At 67.5% G+C, this 17,431-nt stretch carries 16 protein-coding genes; 7 read left to right on the plus strand and 9 right to left on the minus strand.

Features of this window, described 5'->3' with window-relative positions; all coding sequences use genetic code 11:
* Positions 1–20: 20 nt before the first annotated feature.
* Positions 21–2,114, plus strand: a complete 2,094-nt coding sequence (locus D7T59_RS08785; protein ID WP_180851410.1) for a TonB-dependent siderophore receptor — start codon at positions 21–23, stop codon at positions 2,112–2,114.
* Here D7T59_RS08785 and D7T59_RS08790 read toward each other — a convergent pair.
* Positions 2,098–3,615 (minus strand): MFS transporter, encoded by a 1,518-nt coding sequence (locus D7T59_RS08790; RefSeq protein WP_180851409.1) that lies wholly within the window; start codon positions 3,613–3,615, stop codon positions 2,098–2,100. The genes D7T59_RS08785 and D7T59_RS08790 overlap by 17 nt on opposite strands.
* Before the next feature lie 106 nt (positions 3,616–3,721).
* Between D7T59_RS08790 and D7T59_RS08795 the strand changes: the two genes are divergently transcribed.
* A complete protein-coding gene (locus D7T59_RS08795) occupies positions 3,722–4,645 on the plus strand; it encodes a LysR family transcriptional regulator (RefSeq protein WP_164136965.1) in 924 nt (307 codons plus the stop codon).
* A 48-nt stretch (positions 4,646–4,693) separates the two neighbouring features.
* On the opposite strand, the gene D7T59_RS08800 is transcribed toward D7T59_RS08795, so the two are convergent.
* Entirely contained in the window at positions 4,694–5,557 is an 864-nt protein-coding gene (locus D7T59_RS08800) for an EamA family transporter (RefSeq protein WP_180851408.1), read from the minus strand.
* A 132-nt stretch (positions 5,558–5,689) separates the two neighbouring features.
* On the opposite strand from D7T59_RS08800, the gene D7T59_RS08805 reads away from it, so the two are divergent.
* Complete coding sequence (locus tag D7T59_RS08805; RefSeq protein ID WP_180851407.1) at positions 5,690–7,069, plus strand: aminotransferase-like domain-containing protein; 1,380 nt, start codon at positions 5,690–5,692, stop codon at positions 7,067–7,069.
* Here D7T59_RS08805 and D7T59_RS08810 read toward each other — a convergent pair.
* Positions 7,008–7,967, minus strand: coding sequence for a LysR substrate-binding domain-containing protein (locus D7T59_RS08810; protein WP_258012980.1), 960 nt, complete (start codon positions 7,965–7,967; stop codon positions 7,008–7,010). The two genes, D7T59_RS08805 and D7T59_RS08810, sit on opposite strands and share 62 nt — an antisense overlap.
* Positions 7,968–8,067: 100 nt before the next feature.
* On the opposite strand from D7T59_RS08810, the gene D7T59_RS08815 reads away from it, so the two are divergent.
* Both D7T59_RS08815 and D7T59_RS08820 read left to right on the plus strand, forming a co-directional pair.
* Positions 8,068–8,766 carry a glutathione S-transferase family protein gene (locus D7T59_RS08815; protein ID WP_180851406.1) on the plus strand — a complete coding sequence of 233 codons (699 nt, stop codon included), beginning with the start codon at positions 8,068–8,070 and terminating at the stop codon, positions 8,764–8,766.
* A gap of 87 nt (positions 8,767–8,853) precedes the next feature.
* Complete coding sequence (locus D7T59_RS08820; RefSeq protein ID WP_180851405.1) at positions 8,854–9,528, plus strand: class I SAM-dependent methyltransferase; 675 nt, start codon at positions 8,854–8,856, stop codon at positions 9,526–9,528.
* Between the two features lie 3 nt (positions 9,529–9,531).
* Here the strand turns inward: D7T59_RS08820 and smqnr are convergent, their stop codons facing one another.
* Entirely contained in the window at positions 9,532–10,179 is a 648-nt protein-coding gene (smqnr, locus tag D7T59_RS08825) for a SmQnr family pentapeptide repeat protein (protein ID WP_180851404.1), read from the minus strand.
* A gap of 159 nt (positions 10,180–10,338) precedes the next feature.
* On the opposite strand from smqnr, the gene D7T59_RS08830 reads away from it, so the two are divergent.
* Positions 10,339–11,115 (plus strand): DeoR/GlpR family DNA-binding transcription regulator, encoded by a 777-nt coding sequence (locus tag D7T59_RS08830; RefSeq protein ID WP_180851403.1) that lies wholly within the window; start codon positions 10,339–10,341, stop codon positions 11,113–11,115.
* Between the two features lie 11 nt (positions 11,116–11,126).
* Positions 11,127–12,260, plus strand: coding sequence for an MFS transporter (locus D7T59_RS08835; protein ID WP_180851402.1), 1,134 nt, complete (start codon positions 11,127–11,129; stop codon positions 12,258–12,260).
* Positions 12,261–12,269: 9 nt separating this feature from the next.
* On the opposite strand, the gene D7T59_RS08840 is transcribed toward D7T59_RS08835, so the two are convergent.
* The 5 genes from D7T59_RS08840 to D7T59_RS08860 form a co-directional block, all read right to left on the minus strand.
* A complete protein-coding gene (locus D7T59_RS08840) occupies positions 12,270–13,775 on the minus strand; it encodes a PepSY-associated TM helix domain-containing protein (RefSeq protein ID WP_180851401.1) in 1,506 nt (501 codons plus the stop codon).
* An 11-nt stretch (positions 13,776–13,786) separates the two neighbouring features.
* Complete coding sequence (locus tag D7T59_RS08845; RefSeq protein ID WP_180851400.1) at positions 13,787–15,925, minus strand: TonB-dependent receptor; 2,139 nt, start codon at positions 15,923–15,925, stop codon at positions 13,787–13,789.
* A 129-nt stretch (positions 15,926–16,054) separates the two neighbouring features.
* On the minus strand, positions 16,055–16,441 hold the full coding sequence (locus D7T59_RS08850; protein ID WP_180851458.1) for a DUF2946 family protein: 387 nt from the start codon (positions 16,439–16,441) through the stop codon (positions 16,055–16,057).
* Between the two features lie 211 nt (positions 16,442–16,652).
* Positions 16,653–16,907, minus strand: a complete 255-nt coding sequence (locus D7T59_RS08855; RefSeq protein ID WP_005408345.1) for a hypothetical protein — start codon at positions 16,905–16,907, stop codon at positions 16,653–16,655.
* Between the two features lie 11 nt (positions 16,908–16,918).
* The gene (locus D7T59_RS08860; protein WP_005408344.1) at positions 16,919–17,143 is read right to left on the minus strand and encodes a hypothetical protein; all 225 of its coding nucleotides are present in this window, start codon (positions 17,141–17,143) and stop codon (positions 16,919–16,921) included.
* Positions 17,144–17,431 lie beyond the last annotated feature (288 nt).

Consider the following 17,431-nt stretch of genomic DNA (forward strand, 5'->3'; position numbering starts at 1 on the left):
GCCTTCCCGGATTCCTGACGATGCCCGCCCTGTCGCCGCACCGCCCGCTGCTGTACGCGCTCGCCCTGCCCACCCTGCTGGCCTCCGCCATCGCCCACGCCCAGGACGGCCCGGCGGCACGTACATTGGACAAAGTGACCGTGGTGGCCGAGCGGGCCAGCACCGCAACCAAGACCGATACCGCCCTGACCGAGACGCCACAGGCGATCAGCGTGGTCACCCAGCAGCTGTTCACCGATCGCGGCGCGCACAACCTGCAGGAAGTGCTGCGCTACAGCGCCGGCGTCACCGCTGATGCCTGGGGCCTGGATACCCGCAACGATGCCACCTCGGTGCGCGGCCTGGACCCGGTGCAGTACCAGGATGGCCTGCGCCGCAGCTACGGTTTCAGCCCCCTCGCCCGCCCGGAAATCTATGGCCTGGAGCGGGTGGAAGTGCTGCGCGGCCCGTCCTCGGTGCTGTATGGTGCCGGCGCCACCGGCGGCATCATCAATGCAATGAGCAAGCGCCCGGCCTTCGGCGCCCTCAACGGCGAGGTCGGCGTGCAGCTCGGCAGTTTCGACCGCAGGCAGCTGCAGGGTGACATCGGCGGCGCGTTGAACGATGCCGGTACGCTTGCCGGCCGCTTCGTCGGGCTGCTGCGTGAATCGAACATGCAGACCGATGTATTGAAGGACGACCGCGTCTACCTGGCGCCGTCGATCAGCTGGCGTGGCGAAAGCACTACGTTGACCCTGCTGGCCAGCTACCAGCGCGACAGGACCGGCTCCAGCCAGCAGTTCCTGCCGCTGGCCGCGACCCTGCTGGCCCCGCCCGGACGCCGCCTGGATCCTTCCACCTTCATCGGTGACCCCGACTTCGATCGTATCGACTCGCGCGTGTACAGCCTGACCGCACTGTTCGACCACCGCTTCAACGATGTGCTCAGCCTGCGCTCGGCCGTACGCTACATCGACGGCAAGACGACGCTGCAGCAGATGTACGTGGACAGCTACAGCAATCCGGCCGATCCGTTCATCGACGCCGCGCGCCGCGTGGTCAACCGCACCGCCTACGGCACCCGCCCGGACGTGCAGATCCTCAGCGCCGACAACGCGCTGCAGTTCGATTTCGCCACCGGTGCCTTCCAGCATCTGCTGCTGGCCGGCGTGGACTACAGCCAGTACAAGGAACAGCTGCAGCGGCTGGATGCCACCGGCACACCGATCGATATCTACGCCCCGGTGTCGGTGGCACCCACGGTACGCGGCTGGGAGCGGCAACCCGACCAGACCTCCACCCAGCTGGGCGTGTACGTGCAGGACCAGATCCGCTGGGCCGACCGCGTGTCGCTGGTGCTGGGCGCGCGCCGCGACCATGCGCGCTCGAAGACCGAAGGCCAGCCCAGCCAGACCGACAACGCGACGACCTATCGCGCCGGGCTGATCGGCGAACTGGGCGCGGGCGTGTCGCCCTACCTGAGCTACAGCGAATCGTTCCTGCCGGTGGCCGGCCAGGACCTGTTCGGCCAGGCCTTCAAGCCGATGCGCGGCCGCCAGGCCGAGGCCGGCATCAAGTGGCAACCGGCGCGCAATCTGCTGCTGACGATGGCCGCGTACCGCATCACCGAAACCAACCGCCAGACCAACGATCCGGACAACGTGCTGAACGTCGTGCAGACCGGGCAGATCCGCTCCAAGGGCGTGGAGCTGGAAGGCCAGTTCCAGTTCGCCAACGACCTGACGATCACCGCCGCTGTTGCGCGCAACGAGGCCGAAGTCAGCCGCAGCAACTTCGCGCTGGAAGTGGGCCAGCGCCTCAATGACACCCCGCAGGACCTGGCCTCGGCCTGGGTGTCCAAGGGCTTCCAGCTGGACGATGCCGCGCGCCTGCGCCTGGGCCTGGGCGTGCGCCACGTCGGCAACACCGTATCGCTGGGCAATGGCGGACGCATCGTCACGCCCAGCTACACGCTGGCCGATGCATTGGTGGAAGTGCAGGTGACCGACTGGACGATGGCGTTGAACATCACCAACCTCACCGACAAGCGCTACTACGCGCCGTGCCGCACCTTCGGCGACTGCTTCGCCGGCTATCCGCGCGTGGTCACCGGCACCATCAGCTATCGGTTCTGAGCACGGCCATTGCCGGCCGCCGCAGCAGCAGGTGCAACAGCACCGCGCATGCGGCGGTCAGCAGTGCCAGCAGACGCAGCAGCACCACCAGCGCCTCGGCACTGGCGTGCTGCAGCTGCCCACTGCTCATCGACGGCAGCAGAGCCTGTGCCTGTGTCTGCGCACCCGTGGCCAGATAGGCACCGGCGCGCGCCAGCAATGCAGGCGACGTTCCCTGTAGATGCCCGCTGACAAGCAGCGACAGCACTGCTGTCACGGCCGCCAGTGCAATGCCTTCACCGGCCACCCGCACGGTTCCGAAGATGCCCGCCGCCATGCCCGCACGTTGCACCGGTACCACGCTCACCGACAGGCCATCCATCAGCCCCCACGGCAGGGCCGTACCTGCACCGATCAGTACCAGCCAGGGAATCCACTGCGAAGGCGATGGATGGGCGGCATGCCGCGACAACAGATACAGTCCGCACGCACACACCAGCAGGCCAAGCGTGCACAGCCGTGCGCTGCCGATCCGTTCCGCCCAGCGCACGGCCAGTAGCGGCAGCACCAGCATCGGCGCAGACAGGGCCAGCATCTGCAGGCCAACCCATGTGGCGCTCTGCCCGTGCACGCCCAGGAGTTGAAGCGGCAGCACGACCAGCAGCACCACGTAGCCGAGGCAGGTTGCCACCGGTAGCAGCTGGACGCCCAGGAACGCCGGTTGCGAGAACAGCGAGAGGTCCAGCAACGGCAATGGATGCATCCGTTCGATGCCGATGAACACTGCACCGAGCAACAGCGTGGCGAGCAAGGCCAGTTGCACGCGCACGGCGTGCACGCCGAATTCGCCCAGCCACAGCAGGGCCAGGGTCAATGCCGCCAGCATCAGGCTGAAGCCCAGCATGCCGCCGACATCCAGCCGCCCGCGTTCGCCATGGCTTTCGGGCAACGCGCGCGCGCCCAGTGCGAAGGCCGCCAACGTCAGCACACCGCCTGCAGCAAACACGCTGCGCCAGCCCAGTGACTGCAGCAGCAGGCCCGCCAGCAACGGCCCAAGCGCCAGTCCCGCACCGAACGTCGTGCCCAGCAGGGCGAAGACACGGGCGCGCTTCGGCCCCTGCCAGCCCTGCGCCAGCGCCGCCGTGCCCGAGGCCAGCGCGGCGGCGGCGGCAACGCCCTGCAGGCCGCGCGCCAGATCCAGCCACAGCAGCGTCGGGGCCAGGCATGCAGCGGTCGTAGCGGCGGTGAAACCCGACGTGCCCAGCAGGAACATCCGCCGACGGCCATAGCGGTCGGCCAGGCCACCGGCAGCAAGCAGCAGGCTGCCGAAGGTGAGCATGAAGGCATTGGTCACCCAGGCCAGCGCAGTGGGCGAGGCCGCCGCGGAACGGGCCAGCACCGGCACCGCGACGGCACCGGCCGAAAAGGACAACGGCAGCGCCAGCGCGGCCAGGCAGACCGCAAGCAGCGTCCAGTGCTGCTGCGTGCGGACAGGTACAGGGAGTATCGAAACCGGGGCCATGCGGGCCTCCATCCATCAGGGACATTGATGATGGACAGGCCGCTATTCCTGAAAAACAGGCCCGATGGACGTTGATTGCGGCGCAATGTTCCGCAATCATGACTGCATGGACTCCATCTCCGCCCTGCTTGCCTTCGTCCGTACCGCCGAGGCGGGCAGCATCGTCGGCGCCGCCCGCGTGCTCGGCCTGTCCGCCTCGGCGGTCGGCAAGCGTATCGCCCGCCTTGAGCAGGAACTCGGCACCCGCCTGTTCCATCGCACCACCCGCCGCGTGCACCTCACCGACGAAGGCGAACTGCTGCTGCAGCGCTGCCGGCGTGCACTGGACGAGCTTTCCGAAGCACAGGCGGATCTGGCGCAACGACAGCACGCCCCAAGTGGACTGCTGCGCATCGGCCTGCCCACCATCGGCTACCGCTTCCTGTTGCCGGTACTGCCCGGCTTCCAGCAGCGCTACCCGCAGGTGCAGCTGGAGCTGGACTTCAATGACCGCATCGTCGATGTGGTCAGCGAAGGCCTCGACGCGGTGATACGTAGCGGTGAACTGGCCGATTCCAGCCTGACCGCACGGCGGCTGGGCGGCTTCCGTTTCATGCTCTGTGCAGCGCCTGGCTATCTGCAGGCGCACGGCATTCCCGGCGATGTGGGCGATCTGCGCATGCATGCGGCTCTGCGCTTCCGCTACCCGACTACCGGGAAGCTGCATCCCTGGCAGCTGCCGGGGGTGGAAGGCGATGCCGGCGCGCGCCTTCCGACGGCGATGACCTGCAACAACATGGAAGCAGTGCTGGCCGCCGCCATCGGCTGCATGGGCCTGGCCTGGATGCCAGACTTCCTCGCGGCCGACGCGCTGGCCGATGGCCGCCTGCAACAGGTGCTGCCTGCACTGCCCACACACAAAGGGCAGTTCTCGCTGCTATGGCCCGGTGGGCGCCACCCCAGCGCACGGCTGCGGGTGTTCATCGACTATGCCGTTGCGCATCTGTTCCGCAACGGCGCGGAAAAGGGGACGGAGGGGATCAAGTCATGATCGGCCCTTCTGTGCCTGAAACGACTTAATCCCCTCCGTCCCCTTTTTTCAGCGGCTGAAGCGGCGGGCGCCGGCCACGCAGATCACCGCGACCACGGTCACCAGCACCATGCTGAGGCTGACCGCTTCATGCAGCAACAGTGCCGCCAGGGCCAGGCCGAAGAACGGTTGCAGCAGCTGCAGTTGGCCGACGGCGGCGATGCCGCCCTGGGCCAGCCCGCGGTACCAGAACAGGAAGCCGATCAGCATGCTGAACACCGCCACGTAGCCCAACGCCCACCACGCCGACGGACCGACCGCGGTGAACGAGGGCGGGCGCATCAGCACCGTCAGCGGCAGCATCACCGGCAGTGCCAGCAGCAGCGCCCAGCTGATCACCTGCCAGCCGCCGAGATGGCGGGCGAGCCGACCGCCTTCCGCGTAGCCCAGTCCACACACCACGATCGCCGCCAGCATCAGAAGGTCGGCCTGCAGCGAGGCTTCAATGCCGTTGCGCGCGGCATAGCCGACCACGCAGGCACTGCCCAGCAGCGAGAACAGCCAGAACGCCGGGCGCGGCCGATCGCCACCGCGCAGCACGCCGAACACCGCAGTACTCAGCGGCAACAGGCCGAGGAACACGATGGTGTGCGCTGACGAGGCATGGCGCAGGGCAAGCGCGGTCAGCAGCGGGAAGCCGACCGCCACGCCGAGGCTGACCACCGCCAAGCCGGGCAGGTCGCTGCGCCGCGGAAAGGGTTGGCGCAACAGCAGCAACAGGCCGAGGCCGAGTACGGCGGCGATGGTGGCGCGTGCGGCGGTGACGAACCCGGCGTCCAGCTGCAGCACTGCCAGGCGGGTGGCCGGCAACGAGCCCGCAAAGATCACCACACCGATGAAGCCATTGATCCAACCACTCGCCGACCGTTCCACGCCTGTACTCCTGGGAGGCCGGGCGGTGCCCGGCGGGATCTCCATGGAAGCACCTGTGGCCCGCGCTCCCCAGCTACAATCCAGTACAGCTTCAAATAACTGTACTGCCCACACTTCCAGCACACTTTCACCATGACACGCCCGCTCACACGTATCGAATCGGTCATCCAGACCGTCCGCACCCGCATCGGCACGCGGGTGGATGGCGCCGGATCGCGCCTGCCCTCGGTACGCGCGCAGGCGGCGGCGATGGGCGTGTCGGTCTCCACCGTGGTCGAGGCCTACGAGCGCCTCGCCGCTGAAGGGCTGATCAGCGCGCGTGCCGGTTCCGGTTTCTATGTCAGTGGACCGGCCGCACCGCTGGCGCTGGCCGAAATGGAACCACGCCTGGACCGCGCGGTGGACCCGCTGTGGGTGTCGCGGCAATCGCTGGAAACGCCGCCTGGGCACCTCAAGCCGGGCTGCGGCTGGATGCCCAGCGACTGGCTGTACCACGACGGCGTGCGCCGCGGCCTGCGTCGGCTGGCGCGCGGCGATGCTCCGCACCTGGTCGACTACGCCGGCCCGCTCGGCCTTCCACCGTTGCGCCATCTACTGCAGCGACGCGCAGCTGCGCTGGGCATCGACGCACCGATGGAGCAGATCCTGCTGACCGAATCCGGGACGCACGCAGTCGACCTGATCTGCCGTTTCCTGCTCAAGCCCGGTGACTGCGTGCTGGTCGACGACCCGAGCTATTTCAACTACCACGCCCTGCTGAAGGCGCACCAGGTGCAGGCGGTGGGTGTGCCCTACACGCACGCTGGCCCGGACCTGGACGCGTTCGCTCAGGCGTTGCAGGCACATTCGCCGCGGCTGTACATCACCAATTCGGGCCTGCACAACCCGACCGGCGCGGCGCTATCGGCCAGCACCGCGCATCGGCTGCTGGGACTGGCCGAACGCAGCGAGCTGATCATTGTCGAGGACGACATCTTCGCCGACTTCGAACTGCAGCCGGCACCGCGTCTTGCTGCGCTGGATGGGCTGTCGCGGGTGATCCACGTCGGCAGTTTCTCCAAGACCCTGTCGGCCGCTTCGCGCTGTGGCTACATCGCGGCACGCCACGACTGGATCGAAGCGCTGACCGACCTGAAGCTGGCCACCAGCTTCGGCGGCGGCCACCTGGCGATGCAGTTGATGCACATCGCGCTGACCGACAGTGGCTATCGCCGCCACATGCAATCGGTGCGCTCGCGCCTGGCCGATGCGCGCCGGCACACACTGCGGAAACTGCACGCGCTGGGCATCACCCCGTGGCTGCAACCGGAAGCCGGCCTGTTCCTCTGGTGCCAGCTTCCCGATGGCCGCGACGCCGCTGCGCTGGCACGGCAATGCCTGCGCGAAGGCATCGTGCTGGCGCCGGGCAACGCCTTCAGCCAGTCGCAGCGCGCGGCCGACTATGTGCGCTTCAACGTCTCGCAGTGCCAGGACCCGAGGATCTGGCAGGTACTGGCGCGCGCGCTGCGTTGAGCTGGTAATGCGCGACCAGCGCATCCACCACCACACGCACGCCCGGCAACTGGCCGCGACGATGCGGCAACAGCACGCTGGTGGTCACTTCGCCGGCATGCCACGCCGGCAGCACCTGCTGCAGGCGGCCGGCGGCAAGGGCTGCGGCACACAGGCTGTGTGGCAACACGGTGATGCCAAGACCCGCTTCGGCTGCTGCGATCAGCAGCTGCGATTCATTGCCGACCAGCGCCACCTGCGGCTCCACCTGCACGGTGCGGGCGTCGGGGCCGTGCAGCGTCCAGCGCGTTGCATGGCGGGCGGTCAGCAGGCCGGCATGCGCACGTAGCTGCTCGGGCGTATCCACTGCCAGCGCGGCTGCCAGATAGCCAGGGGACGCCACCAGCACGATGCGCTCGCTACCCAGCAAGCGCTGCACCAACCCGGAATCGGGCAGCGGACCGAAGTGGCTGCGCAGGGCGATGTCGATGCCCTCCTGAGCCAGATCGATAAAACGATCACTTACTTCAACTTCGATGCGCAGCCGTGGATAGCGGCGGGCCAGTACAGGCAGGCACGCGGCGAGCTCGCCCTGCACCACCGGAATCGAAGCGCTGATGCGTACGGTGCCGCTGGGTTCGGCCTGGCGGTCGCGGACGATGGCCTCGGCGGCCTCGACCTCAGACAACGCTGCGCGCGCGCGCTCGAAGAACTCCTGGCCGACCTCGGTCAATGCGAAGCGGCGCGAACTGCGTTGCAGCAGCCGCACCTGAAGTTGTTCTTCCAGCAGCGCCACGCGCTTGCTCAGGGTCGAGCGTGGCAGGCCCAGATGGCGCCCGCCTGCGGCGAAACCGCCCTGCTCCACCGCAGTTACGAACAGGGCCAGATCGTTGAGGTTGAGCATGTGCAACGTCCACATATGTGGACTTCAGGATGCCATTCGGACGGCTTCCGGGGCAATGTCCACGCGGGCACGCTTTCCTCACCCGCCGCATCGCGGCTCGAACCGGAAACCTGCCATGACCCCGATCCTCTTCTACGGCGTGCCCTCGGGCTGCTCGTTCGGCTCCATCATCGCGCTGGAGTGGCTGCGCCAGCCGTATCAACTGTGCCGCATCGAGATGCCCGGCCAGGTGCAGGGCGAGGACTACCGCCGCCTCAATCCACTGGGCGAAACCCCGACGCTGCGAACCGCACAGGGTGAGCTGCTCAGCGAGAGCCTGGCCATCCTCAACCACCTGGCCGCGAAGGGCATCGCGCAGGGGCTGGGCTTCGCACAGGGCACCTCCGGCTTCGATCGCCTCAACCATCGGCTGGCCTATCTCAACACCAGTTTCTTCGGTGCCTATGCGCCGCTCTGGCACGCACTGGAGCATGCGGAAGGCGATGAAGGCGAGGCGCTGCGTGCCTATGGCACGACCAAGGTGCGCCACGCCCACCAGGCGCTGGAGCAGATGATCGGCACGGGCCCGTGGCTGCTGGGCGAACAGCGCAGCTTTGCCGACGCCTACTTCGCAGGCATCGCGCGCTGGAACGACTATCACCAGGTGGTCGATCGTCGCGAGTTCCCAAGGGTGCAGCAGCTGTTCGAGCGCCTGCAGGACGACGCCGGCGTGCAGTTCGCCCACGCCATCGAAGCGCAGCAGCCGGCAACCAGCGCTGGTGGATTCCTCGGCGAGGTGCGGCTGGAAGACGTGCTTGAGGCCGCAGCGGCGTGAGCCCTGTCCCGCCCGTGCGGCAGCGGCGGGCAATGCCTCTTGCGCGCCGCGCTACAGTGGTATGTCGCCCTCCGCAGGAATCCGCGCATGTCCACGTTCTCCGACCCGCAGGCGGTGGCCCGCTATGCCGAAGCGCCGCTGCGCCAGGTGCCGGGCTTCCTCGCGTTGCAGCAGATGAGCCGGCTGCTGCTGGCCGAACGTGTCCCTGCGCAGGGCCGCGTGCTGGTGCTGGGTGCCGGTGGCGGGTTGGAACTGAAGGCCTTTGCCGAGGCGCAGCCGGGCTGGCAGCTGCTGGGGGTCGACCCGGCCGCGCCGATGCTGGCCCTGGCCGAGCAGACACTGGGTCCGCTGATGTCGCGCGTGCAGTTGCTGGAAGGCTATATCGACGATGCGCCCGATGGGCGCTTCGACGGCGCCAGCTGCCTGTTGACCCTGCACTTCCTCGATACCGCGCAGCGCCTGCACACACTGCGCGAGCTGCGCAGGCGCCTGCATCCGGGTGCGCCACTGGTGGTGGCCCACCACAGCGTGCCGCAGGACCCGGCCGGCAAGCTGCGCTGGTTGCAGCGCTACGCGGCGTTCGCCGAAGCCTCGGGGGTTGCCCACGCCGATGCGCAGCGCGCGATCGACGCCATTGCCGAGCGATTGCCGTTGCTGTCGCCCGAGCAGGAGGTTGCGCTACTGCAGGAGGCCGGCTTCGACGGTGTGGAACTGTTCTATGCCGGCTTCAGCTTCAAGGGCTGGGTGGCGTACGCCGGATGATGCCTACGGCACCACGGTAATGCCGATGCGCTGCATCAACAGCGCCACCTGCTGCACATCCAGCGTGGCCCCGCGCAGGTTGGTGCTGCGCAGGTCCAGCTCGCCCAGCTCAGAGTTGGTCAGGTTGCAGTCGGTGAAGTTGGCGCTGTTCCAGTCGATGCCCTCGAACTGGCCGCCGGACAGGTCCGATCCTGCGAAGCTGGCACCGCTCACATTCGCGCCATCCCAACGGTTCTCCCACAGCTCGCACTTTTCCAGCGTCACCCGCGAAAAATTGGCGTAGCGCAGGTTCGACTTCTTGATGAAGGCACTGCAGAACCAGCTGCGCGTGGTGATCTGGTTCATGAAGCTGGCGTTGCTGAAATCAGCGCCCTGCGCGCGGCACTCGCTGATCTCCAGGCCCAGCGCCTTGATGAAACTGAAGTAGCACATGCTGATGTCGCAGCTGCGGAAGCTGGCTTCCTTCAGCGTGGCGCCATTGAAGCGGCAGCCCGCGCGGGTGTCGGCGTCATAGAAGCTGCAGTTGATGAACTCGGTGGCGGTGAGGTCAGCGCCGGAGAAATCGCATTCGTGGAACTGCTGGTCGACCACTTTCTGGCCGGTGTACTGGTCTGCGCCGATGCGCAGCTTGCGGTGAACGGTGGGGGACATCGGGAATTCCATGCCAGGGGCCACGCCATGATGCCGGGCATCGCAGGCGATCCAAAGGCCCGCGGCCTCAGATCGCGGGTACACCCGTCGCCGCCTCGCGTCCATTCGCAGCATATGCACGTTGTTGCACGTTTATGCATGAACGTGCAGACTTGCAGCATGAGCTCCGATCCCAGCCCCCTCCCCGCCCAGCGCACCCTGCAGATCCTCGACGAACTGCGCCAGCAGGGCCGCGTGGTCGCCGCCGACCTGGCGCGCCGCTACGCCGTTTCCGAAGATTCAATCCGCCGAGACCTGCGCGAACTGGCTGCCCAGGGCCTGTGCCAGCGCGTCTACGGGGGCGCTGTATTGCCGCCACCGAAGGAACGCCCGCTGCGCGAGCGCCTGACCCGCGACCGCAGCGACAAGGCCGAGCTGGCCGCGCGCGTCTGCGCGCTGCTGCAACCCGGTCAGGTCGTACTGCTCGATGCCGGTTCGACCAACCTGGCCATTTCCCAGCAGCTGCCCGCCGCCCTCGGGCTGACGGTGATCACCAACGCCCCACAGATCGCCACCGCCGCCAGCCTGCATGAGGGCACCTCCGTGCAGCTGATCGGCGGCCGCCTGGCCAGCGGGGGGGGCGCGGTCGGCGCCGAAGCGCTGGCCCAGGTCCAGCGCCTGCGTGCCGACGTGTACCTGCCCGGCCCGTGCGCGGTGGACGGCGACACCGGCGTGTGGGCGATGGATGCCGAGGAAGCCACGCTCAAACGCGCGATGGTGGCCTGCAGCAGCCGCATCATCGTCGCCGCCACCACGGAAAAGCTTGGTGCCCGCGGCCACTGGCAGATCGCCAGCCTGGACGAGATCGACGATCTGGTGCTGACCACCTCGGCACCGCCCGCACTGGCCGCGCGCTTCCGCGCCGCCGGTATCGCGGTACACCCCACTCCGCCCTGAGCGCACCTCCAATGTCCCTCGCCAACCGCGCGCGTGCCGAACAGCACGCGACCCGCGCTGCATTCTTCATTCCCGGCTTCGCCACCGCACTGTGGGCCACCCTGGTGCCGTTCGCCAAGGCGCGCACCGGCATCAACGACGCCACGCTGGGGCTGGTACTGCTCTGCCTCGGAGCGGGTTCGCTGCTGGCGATGCCCTTGTCCGGCGTGCTGGCCGCGCGCCTCGGCTGCCGCCGGGTGATGGTGGCCAGCAGCCTGCTGATCTGCCTGACCGTTCCCGGCCTGGCATTGGCCGGTTCGGCGTGGGCGCTGGGGCTGGTGTTGTTCGTATTCGGTGCCGCCGTGGGCGCGATGGACTGCACGATGAACGTACAGGCGGTGATCGTCGAGCGCGAGGCACGACGGGTGATGATGTCCGGCTTCCATGCCTTCTTCAGCATCGGCGGATTCCTCGGTGCGGCCACCATGACCGTGCTGATGTCCGCGCAGCTGCCACCGCTGGCATCGGTACTGATCGGCGTTGCTGCCATGCTGCTGGTGATGCTGCTGTCGGCGTCGTACTGGCACAGCGGGCGCATGCCCCATGACACCCCGATGCTGGCCATGCCGCATGGCATTGTGCTGTTCATCGGCGTACTGGCCTTCGTCGCCTTCCTGGGTGAAGGCGCGATGCTGGACTGGAGCGCGGTATTCCTCACCGATATACGTCGTGTCGATGCCAGCCTGGCAGGCATCGGCTATGTGACCTTCACCCTGACCATGACCGTCGCCCGCCTGTTCGGCGATGCACTGGTGGCGCGCATGGGACGCCAGCGCGCGATCGTGTTCGGTGCTCTGCTCGCTGCCACCGGCGTGCTGGTGCTGACCCTGGTCACGCCGTGGCAGATGTCGTTGGCCGGATACGTGCTGGTCGGCCTCGGCTGCGCCAACATTGCACCGGCGCTGTTCTCGCTGGCCGGCCACCAGAACCGCATGCCCGGCGCGCTGGCGATCACCGCCGTTTCCACGCTGGGCTTTGCCGGCATCCTCGCTGGCCCAGCACTGATCGGCTTTGCCGCCAATCATTTCGGTCTGATCGCCGCGTTCATCGGCGTGGGCATGGCCTTGCTGCTGGTGGCGGTGTCCACCCGTTGGCTGCGGATGTAGTTTTTGGCATCAGCGCCGCCTGCGCCGCAACTTCATCCTCAACCGGCGGTAGCCAATCACCACGGCCGTCGCGCACAACGCCGTACCCGCAACGCTCAACAGCAGCAACACAGCCAACCGGGTGCTGTCCAAGCGCAGCATCGCCGGCAGGTCCCAGCTGTGCAGGAAGTAGAACAGCCAGCGCCCGACACGCTCGCGATGTCCCATCGTCAGCAGCGGATCGCCGGTGGCCAGGTCGAGATAGACACGCGTCGCCTCGGCATCACCGAAGTCCGCCACGGCCACCGGGAAGCGGCGTACGGCTGCACCGTTCATCGCTTCGGGTGCGCGCGGATAGAAGTACGCGTCCGGCGCCCGCTGGACCGAGAAGGCCTGCATCGGCGCATCAGACATCGCGCGGGCCATCTGCTGCAGCCAGCCCGCAGGCAGTTGCCGCAAGACCCGCAGCTCTCCATCTGCACTGGACACGATGCGGGTATCGCCCCGTCCATCCAGCAGCACGGCGAACAGTTCGCCGCCGATGCGCCGCCACTGCATCTCCACCGGCCTGAAGTTGTGGGCGCCCGCCGCCGCCAGCAGCGCTGCAGGTTCACCCAGCATTCCATCCACGGCTGCCGCGCCACCGCGATAGCGCTCGGCGTCCACAGCATCGCGCGTGCTGCTGAAGATCCCCAGCGGATTCATCGACATCAGGCCGCTGAAGATCCAGGTGAACACGAATGCCGCTGCCACCAACCCGATCAGGTGGTGCCAGCGCATCCACGGCTCGACATACGGCGTCTTCGCGCCAGTGCGGTAGCGCCCACGGAAGCGCCAGCGCCACACACCCACCACGATGCCGCTGATTGCCGCCACCGTGCACAGCGCTGAGAGCACGATCACCACCCACGTCCACACCGGATCGACCGACTGCATGCGCAGGAAGTACAGCCAGTGCAGCCACGCGCCCACGTAGTTCCAGCGCTGCTGCACGCGCGGCGCATCCAGCACCACTTCGCCGGTGTGCGAGGACACATACACATCCCCCGGCTGCGCGCCGCCCACCTCGACCCGGTACAGCGGCCGATGCGCGTCCAGCGCGCGCGAATGGGTCCAGCGGTCCTCGTCCACGCGCATCGCGCCAACGAAGGCCTGCCCACCGGCGAACTGCGCGGCCGACGCTTCGGCGCGCTGCGCGGAAACCGGCAGCAGCGCCTGGCCGGTCCGTACCGACCACGCACCGACGTTGCTGCCGCTGCGCACCACATACGCCGCTTCACCGCCCACCGTGGTCAGGGCCACGGCTTCCGGCTCGGCCCGTACAGCTTCCGGCAGCGCCGACAGTCCTCGCCAATCCCTTGCATCACCCAGCACCGGCAACGACGCCAGCCGTTCGCCGGGCGTCAACTTCGGGTAGCCGATGAACAGCATCACCATGCCGCTGACGAACCACAGCAGCATCAACAGGCATCCGCCGATGCCCAGCCAGCGGTGCAGCAGATAGGTCCAGCGCTTGGCAGTGGATCGCAACGACATGGCCAGTGCCCTCAGAACCGGTGGTCGACGGTGAACTCGACGCGCCGATCCGGTCCCAGCAGCCATTGCGTACTGGTGTAGTACGCCGTGGCGTAGTACGCCTTGTCGAACACATTGAACAAGCGCGCCGACAACCGCGTACGCGGTGACGCCTGCCAGGTCAGCGCCAGGTCGGTGGTGCTGTAGCCGGGCAGCTCCAGGGTGTTGGCATTGTCGGCGTAGCGCTTGCCGACGTAACGCACGCCTGCGGCCGCGCTCCAGTCGGGCAGGAACTGCCAGCTCACCCACACATTGGCCAGGCGCTCGGCCACGTTCGGCGGCACATTGCCATCGCGCGGGACCACTACCGGCGGCGAACCGGTGGCTTCCAGGAAGTCCTCGAACTCGGCCTTCAGCACTGTGGCATTGGCATCGAGCGACCACCGCGGCGCGAAGGCCCAGTTCAACGATGCCTCGATGCCGCGCGAGGTCTGCGCGCCCACCTGTAGCCGGCGATCCGGCACCAGCGGGTCGCGGCTGAGCAAGCCGGTCTTGCGGATGCGATAGGCCGCCAGGGTCCACTCGCCACCGTCGAATGCCTGCTTCAGGCCCACCTCGACCTGCCGTCCCTTGGCCAGGTCGAACGCACCGTTGGCCGGGCTGATCATCAGCAGGCCGCTGACCGGGTCCACCGCCTGTGAGTACTGTGCATAGAAGCTCAGCGTTGGCTGCAATGCGAATACCGTGCCCACGCGCCAGCCCGTGCTGTTGTAGGTCCTGGAAAACGCGTTCCGGCCGCTGATCAGGTCGGTGCGGTCGATGCGTGCGCGGTCATGGCGTAACCCCCCCAGCACCGACCAACGCTCGCTCAACGCCAGGTGGTCTTCCACGAACAGCGCGTACTGCTCGGCACCGTTGCGATAGCGCGGCAGGTTCGGCGCATCGCTGGCGAACTGGCCCGGCACCGGATCGAACGGATCGACCGGGCCGGAACTGCCGGCATAGGTGTTGTTGGTGTGCTTGAAGTGCGCTCGGTTGGCGTCCAGGCCCACGGCAAAACTGTTCTGCAGCCCGCCCACACTGCCCCGCACGCGCAGCGTCGAGGTCAGCCCGGTCTGGTCCTGGTTGTGGGTGATCTCGGTATTGCCCGATCGATCGATCAAGCCGGTAGCGCGGTTGTAGACATAGGCCTCGGCATTGCGCCAGTCGCGCTGGCTGCCGATCTGGTAGACGCGCGTGCGCCATTCCACGTTCGCGTTCGGTGTCCACAGCGCATCGAGCTGGGTCCAGCGGTCACGATAACGGATCTCGCTGTCTTCCACGTTGTAGTTGCGATGGCGCAATGCCTCCAGCTGCTGCCCATCCACCAGCGGCGTGCCGAAGTAGCGCATCGGCTTCTGGTGGCCCTGCGCATGGGTGAGGGTCAGCTGCAGATCCGTGCGTGGCTGCCACAGCAGTGCGCCGGAGAAGGTGGCATCACTGTTGCGCCCGCGGTCGACCCACCCGCCGCTGTAGTTGCCGCTCACGTCCACGCGGTAGGCCAGCTCCGGCGCCAGCGCGCCGCCACTGCCGAAGCCCAGGCGTGCGGTGTCCTCGCTGCCCACGGTCACGCTGATCTCGTTCTCGATGGCACCGCGCGTCGGCTTCTTCGGCACGATGTTGATGACCCCGCCAATGGCACCATCGCCGTGGATGACCGAGGCCGGACCGCGCAGCACTTCGATGCGCTCGATGGACCAGGTATCGAACGGGAACGTGATGCCCACGCCGCCGTACTGGCGCAGCCCGTCGTACAGGCGCATCACTGAAGCGCCATCGGTGAAGCCACGGCTGGACAGCGCACTCAGGCCGTTGCCCGGGTGCGGCATCGCACTGATCGCGCCGGCGCGGCTGATCGCGTCGTTGAGGTTGGCGTCGCCACGCTGTTCCAGCTGCTCGCGCGAAATCACCGTCAGGCTGGCCGGTGTCTGCAGCACGCTCAGGCCCAACGCAGAGCCTGCGCTGGCGGTGGATGACAGCTCACCGCTGCGGGTATCGATCACGCGTACGGTCTCCAGCGTGGTCGGCGGTGCCGCATCGGCGGCAAGTACGGAGGCGGTGTGCAGGAGCAACGCGCACATGACAGGCAGCGTCGCCCGGCGCAGGTGCGCGGAGTTCGGGTTCGTATTCATTTGTTCACGGCATGCAAGGCCACCCCGCAGTGGCAGGGCAGCAATCAGAAAGGGACAGACACGCGCGGGCGGGCGCCGGCCGTGGCCGGCAACCTCATGGAAGGAAGGTCAATGCACCGCGCGTGTGGCTCAGGCAGCCATGAAGGCCGGTGGCCCGCGCGCTCCCAATGTGCCGCTGACCCGCTGCGGCAACGCCTGCACCGCACCGGGCAGTGCACGGCATATCGATGCCACCGGCGCAAGCAGCAGCAATACCGCCACCAGCAGGGTGATCAGCCGCGCGGCGATCAGGCAGTAGTCGCAGTCCACGCCCATCTCATGCTCGGCGTGTGGATCGGTGGGCGGCTTCCTTGCGTCCTCGCCCTGCTGCATCGCCATCGCGTGGTGGTCGTGATGACCCTCCATCGCATGCTGCGCATGCTGGGAATGGTCCATCGCCACTACTGGCAAAGCCGCTGCAACGTGACCATGCGCCAGCCAGCGGCTCACCAGCGGGGCAAGCAGCACCAGCAGCATGGCCAGCCATGCCAGGGCCTGGAACCGGCGGTGGAGGACAGAACGACGCACCCGGCCATTCTACGGGCCTGCGACCAACCTTGGACCACGTTCAGGGTTGCCCGGCCGCCGGTGCGACGTTATGACGCAGCCTGCAGCACAGGGGACCGGCCACTGCCCGAGGGGGACGGAAGGCAGCCTGGCCGGCCCCTTCCGTCCCCGCACCGGATGACTAGAACCGCGCCGGCTGCTGCACCGCGCGCTCCAGGAACATGACACCCGCCTGCAGGCTGTTGCGGGCGTTCTCCAACCAGCGCTCCGGATCGGCTACCGCGAATCGCTCCTGTGCATCCACATCACCCGAGTCGGCCAGATCAGCCAGCTGCAGATGGATGTGGTTCTCCACCAGGCTCACCAGCACGGCGAGCTCGGCCGATAGACCGGCGATGCGTTCGGTGAAGCCAGCGTCGTTGCTGTTCAGAGACATGTCCCCTGTTCCTATGCGTTGCGGTGTTGATGGATGGCTTCGAAACGCTCGGCACAGGCAGGCCCACAGAACAGCCTTGCCGGATCGTTGTCGAAGTCTTCGCTGCAGTCCGGGTTGTGGCATTCCCCCATGGGAGTGAGAGGGGCAACGTTGCTGGCCCGCGTTGCGTGCTGGGCCAGGGCGCGTTGCAGGTGGCGCGCTTCCATTTCCTGCGCTTCGTCGATGGTGTCCGTCATGCGGGTTGTATTTTATCGAGGGGTGGTCGCACCGATTGAGAACGTCGCAACGACCGTCAATGACGCGGATTCCGCGGCGGATCGGCGTTCGTGGTTGCAGTGGATTTCAGGCATGCAGGCTCCTTGTGCACGGGCGCCCGAAGGCGCGATGGAGAGAAACAAAGGGCCGTCGCTGACGGCGATCGCATCATCCGAAAACCGGTTCTCGCCAACTGCGACGCATCAATGCGACCACAGCGATCTGCAAACGCCATCGCAGATCCAACGAGTACCCGGCGACCCGATCGC

The organism is Stenotrophomonas maltophilia (assembly GCF_013464915.1).
Taxonomy (GTDB): domain Bacteria; phylum Pseudomonadota; class Gammaproteobacteria; order Xanthomonadales; family Xanthomonadaceae; genus Stenotrophomonas; species Stenotrophomonas maltophilia_AT.